Here is a 4,258-nt window from a genome sequence, read left to right as displayed (position 1 = left end):
GCGTCGGCAAAGTAATGATCACCGCCCCCTGCCGGCCCCGCCCGCCCCGGGCTCTGCTCGTCCAGGCCCGCCGCTCGCTGGGCAACGACCCCGACTGCAACCCCTACGTGCCGCGCCGCAAGAGCGGACAGGACCCCTATCGCCTCTCCCCCGCCGTACGCTGCGACTGGACCCGCTTCCAGCAACTCGCCGAACACGCCCTGCCCACAGGCCCCACCAGCCTGCCCGACCTGGAGAAGGCGCTCTCCCTCGTACGCGGCACCCAACACATCAACCGGGAACTCGACTGCTCCCTCGAGACGGCGACCGAATAACTCATCAAGGAACTGCTCGACAACGCCGACGGTAGTGCCCGCAAGACCCTGTGATCGCCGCTCCGGCGGCATGAGGGGCACCGCCGGAGCGCGACCGCCTCAGCTTCCAGCTTCCCGACCTGCCCGGCGAAATCCGTCCCCTGCGCGATCTGGACACTGTCGAGGATTGAGTCCAGCGCTGCTCCTGCCCGGCACCCGGTGAAGACAGCCGCCCCGGTGACAGGCAAATGCCAGGGGAAGAACGGGCGCCCCCCGACTTCTGTGGACTCAGGTGTCGGAGGAGTGCCCGACCGGTGCATTCACACAGTCCGGGACTCACTGAAGATCGTTTCAAGATTTCCCTGAGACAGGGCAGCCTTGCCGACGCCCTGTTCCTGCGTCAGCCCGCAGAGCGCGCCATGGAGTGGGGTATCTGCGTACCGAGGAAGTCCAGCAGGGTCGCGTTGAAGTGCACGGGCTGCTCGGCGCCCGGGAGATGCCCTGCCTGCTCGATGACGCTCAGAGTGGCGTGCGGAACGAGCTGGTGGAGGGCTTCGGCTTCGGCGATCGGGGTGTAGACGTCGTCGGCGCCGACGACGATGAGGACCGGACAGCGTGTGGCGGCGAGAGTGTCCCGGTAGTCGGGACGTTCGGCGCGGCCGCGCAGGGCCGCGGCGGCGCCGCGCGGGTCGGTGGTGCGCATCATGCGCAGGACGCGGTCGGCGACATCGGGCATGGCGGTGACGTTGTAGGCTGCGAGCATCTTATCGATCACCTCGTCCGCGTAGCCGTCCATGCCCTCGGCCAGGAGACGGTCGGCCAGCCGGTTACGGAATGCCTTGCCCTCAGGCGTCTCGGCGGGGGCCGAGGTGTCCGACAGGAGGAGGGCGCGCACGCGTCCGGCATGGCTGCGCTGCATCTCCATGGCGATCTGCCCTCCCATCGATACGCCACCGACCACGGCCTCTTCGATGCCGAGGTGGTCCAGGATCCCGGCGAGGTCGTCGGCGAAATCGCTGAGATACACCGGGCCCTCCGACACCGAGCTGTCCCCGTAACCGCGCAGGTCAGGCGTAATGACACGGTGCCCGGCCCCGGCGAGCGCCGCCGCCTGCGGCAACCACAGGGACCGGTTGAAGGGGTGGCCGTGGATCAGGAGGACGGGAAGGCCGGTCTTCGGGCCGATGTCGTGGTAGTGGAGCGTGGCGTCGTTCACCGTGGCACTGCTCATCGAGGCCCCCCTGGGCGTGGTGTTGATCAATGTCGTCGAGGACGGTACGCCCCTTTTATTTGCTACGACAAGCAGATAGTTTGCTGTCGATGACTGAGAAACAGAAGACCCGAGATGCGCGCCGCCTGGCGGACGATGCTCAGGACGAACGCTGGTGCATGGCCGTGCGGCTGCTGGGGCGTGTGGAGAAGGAGTTGGACGAAGCGCTGCAGTACGGGCACGGCCTGCCGCTCTCGGAGTACCGCGCCCTGTGCGCACTGAGCCGTCCGGAGAGCGGTCCCGCCCTGCGCATGGGGGAGCTGGCCGAACGCATCGGCTTCAAGGACAGCACCGTGACCCGCCTCGTCGGCCGGCTGGAGCAACGCGGGCTGGCCCAGCGGTCCCCGGAGGACGGCGACGGCCGGGCGGTCACCACCGCCATCACGCCAGCCGGACGCCAGCGTTACGCCGAGACGACGCCCACCTACCGGGCGGCCCTCGGCAAGGCACTGGAATCCGCGCTGGGCACCGTGTACCTCGCCGATCTCGCCGCCTGGGTGCAGACGGGCAAGTCCGCGCTCGGAATGGACCAGGGTCGCGAAGCCCTCGAGGAATAGACGCGCAGCATTCAGCACCTGTCCTCTCGAGCAACGCCGGCACGGCGTGTGTGCCGCCGGTCGCGTCCGGCCGCCGCTCAGACCAGGCGCGACCGGTCGGCCGAGCTACCTCAACCCGCCCCTCCGCAAGGAGATCACCATGTCCACCGCCACCGACCACTACGATCGTCTCCTGGCCGAGCACTACACCTGGATGCTCGGCGGAGATGTGGAGAGCGTGGCAGCAGCTCAATGTGAACTCCTGGGTGGCCTCGGGCTGGCCGCCCGGCCGGGAGCGGAGGCGGCCGCGGTCGACCTCGGCTGCGGTCCCGGTCCGCAGAGCCTGGCGCTGGCCCGGCTCGGCTACACATCCGTGACGGCCGTCGACACCAGCAAGCACCTTCTTGACGAACTCGCCTCGAACGCCCGCCGCGCCGAGCTCATCCAGGCTGTCCGCCCGGTGCACGGCGATATCCGGGGCATCCTGCCCCGCCTCAGTACTCCGGGATCACTCACAGCCGTCGTGTGCATGGGCGATACCCTGCCCCACCTGCCCAGCCGGAGCGACGTACAGAACCTGCTCACCGACACTGCCCGGGCGATGCGCCCCGGCGGGAGCTTCGTTGCCACCTACCGCGACCTGACCGGCGAACTGACCGGCCCGGACCGCTTCATCCCGGTCCGCAGCACCGCTGATCGGATCCTCACGTGCTTCCTCGAGTACGTCGACGACGACACGGTCCAGGTCAACGATCTTCTGCACACGCGACAGGACGGAGCCTGGAACCTCACAGCCAGCAGCTATCCCAAGCTCCGCCTGGCACCCCAGTGGCTGACCGACCAGTGCACGGCGTCCGGTCTCGAGGTCCGTCACCACGCCGTGGGCCCGCGCGGCCTGCAGGTCCTGCACGCTGTCAAGCCAAACTGACGCACGCCCGAGTCTCTTGTCAACGGCGGGTACAACGGCCCGAGACCGCGCTCACGCGGCACGGTCTCTCGCCGACGCCCGGGTCCGTTCCGTCCAAGCGGCGTCGGTGAGGCGGTAGGCCACGGCGGCTGCGGCCAGTACGGCGGGCACCAAGAGGAACGGTCCGCAGAAGGCGAGCACGGCGACGATCACTACACAACTGACGGCAACGCCGGCGCGCAGGGAGGGCTGGCTCCACAACAGGACAGCGGCTGAGGCCAGTCCGGCCAAGGTGACGGCGGCCAGGCACGCAGAGGTTGCGCGCAGCAGGGTTTCCAAGCCGATGAGCCCACCGGCGGCGGCAACGATCATTGCGGCCGACGCGAGCGCGAAACGCTAAGGCTGCGTCGCGGCACCCCCGCTGCCGTGGCCGGTCGGGCGCCGAGCCAGCCAGGCATGGCGCCCCTGCTGCGCCAGTGACTCGCCCATGCGAGCTCCGCTGGCCAGGTAGGCGTTGACGGCGCCGAACGTCAGCAGCAGGGCGACGGCCGCGGCCGCCGGGCGCGCGGGGGTGCCGAACCCCACCTCAAGGAGCAGAGCGAGAGGGGTGGTAGGGGACCCGGCGCTGGCCCCGAGCACTCCGACGGTGACAACGGCAAGCCCCAGGCAGAGAACGGTGACGATGCACCAGGCGAGCAGCGTGGCCCGCGGGAGGTCACGTTCGGGATCGCGGAACTCTGCCGAGAGATGACTGACCGCTTCCCAGCAGCGAAGGCGAAGAACATGCCTGTCGCTGTCCCGACCGAGGAACAGCCGTACGGCAGGAAGGGACTGAAACTGGCGACGTCGACGTGCGTCCCGGTCACGCCGATCGTGACGGTCAGCAGGGGACGTGATCCGCTCCAGTAGCCACTGTGGGCCTTGCTTCGAGCACTGTCGGCCCAATCACCGGTGATCATCAACGACCGGTTCTCCATGCACTCCACGGACGTTTCCACCGACAAGGTGGTCCAGGCCGCGCAGGCGTTCCTGGACGGACTGACGACCAAGGCGCCGCACCATCGTGCCAGTCCCCGCCGGGTGGCGCCGGATGTCCAGCACGAACCGTTCCACCGCCTCGATGCCCTCACTCCAGCCCCGCGAGTCCCAGAGAACCACGTTCGAGGTAAGGGCCTGGGAAGCAGCCCAGCCACGTAGCCGTCGTCCGAGGCATTGAACGCGGAGATGAACGTGTCGATCGCGGACTGGGCGG

6 protein-coding genes and 2 pseudogenes are annotated in these 4,258 nt (G+C 68.9%); 4 read left to right on the top strand and 4 right to left on the bottom strand.

The annotated features are described in order from the left end of the window. A pseudogene (locus RIF68_RS29020) lies at positions 1–314 on the top strand (hypothetical protein); the annotation flags it as partial. Positions 315–693: 379 nt separating this feature from the next. On the opposite strand, the gene RIF68_RS29015 reads toward RIF68_RS29020, so the two are convergent. Further along, complete coding sequence (locus tag RIF68_RS29015; protein ID WP_309054254.1) at positions 694–1,524, bottom strand: alpha/beta fold hydrolase; 831 nt, start codon at positions 1,522–1,524, stop codon at positions 694–696. 89 nt (positions 1,525–1,613) lie between these two features. On the opposite strand from RIF68_RS29015, the gene RIF68_RS29010 reads away from it, so the two are divergent. Both RIF68_RS29010 and RIF68_RS29005 read left to right on the top strand, forming a co-directional pair. Next, complete coding sequence (locus RIF68_RS29010; RefSeq protein ID WP_309054253.1) at positions 1,614–2,120, top strand: MarR family transcriptional regulator; 507 nt, start codon at positions 1,614–1,616, stop codon at positions 2,118–2,120. 139 nt (positions 2,121–2,259) lie between these two features. Next, positions 2,260–3,027 carry a class I SAM-dependent methyltransferase gene (locus RIF68_RS29005; RefSeq protein WP_309054252.1) on the top strand — a complete coding sequence of 256 codons (768 nt, stop codon included), beginning with the start codon at positions 2,260–2,262 and terminating at the stop codon, positions 3,025–3,027. A 51-nt stretch (positions 3,028–3,078) separates the two neighbouring features. Here RIF68_RS29005 and RIF68_RS29000 read toward each other — a convergent pair whose 3' ends face one another. Further along, a complete protein-coding gene (locus RIF68_RS29000; protein WP_309054251.1) occupies positions 3,079–3,378 on the bottom strand; it encodes a hypothetical protein in 300 nt (99 codons plus the stop codon). A 24-nt stretch (positions 3,379–3,402) separates the two neighbouring features. Continuing rightward, positions 3,403–3,819, bottom strand: coding sequence for an APC family permease (locus RIF68_RS28995; protein WP_309054255.1), 417 nt, complete (start codon positions 3,817–3,819; stop codon positions 3,403–3,405). On the opposite strand from RIF68_RS28995, the gene RIF68_RS28990 reads away from it, so the two are divergent. Beyond that, complete coding sequence (locus RIF68_RS28990; RefSeq protein WP_309054256.1) at positions 3,790–3,915, top strand: hypothetical protein; 126 nt, start codon at positions 3,790–3,792, stop codon at positions 3,913–3,915. The two genes, RIF68_RS28995 and RIF68_RS28990, sit on opposite strands and share 30 nt — an antisense overlap. Before the next feature lie 144 nt (positions 3,916–4,059). Here the strand turns inward: RIF68_RS28990 and RIF68_RS28985 are convergent. Then, positions 4,060–4,258 (bottom strand): annotated as a pseudogene (locus RIF68_RS28985) (nuclear transport factor 2 family protein); the annotation flags it as partial.

This window comes from Streptomyces sp. (assembly GCF_031178505.1).
GTDB lineage: Bacteria > Actinomycetota > Actinomycetes > Streptomycetales > Streptomycetaceae > Streptomyces > Streptomyces gulbargensis.
The sequence above is the reverse complement of the archived record's forward strand: the minus strand, read 5'-3'. Positions and strand labels throughout refer to the sequence as shown.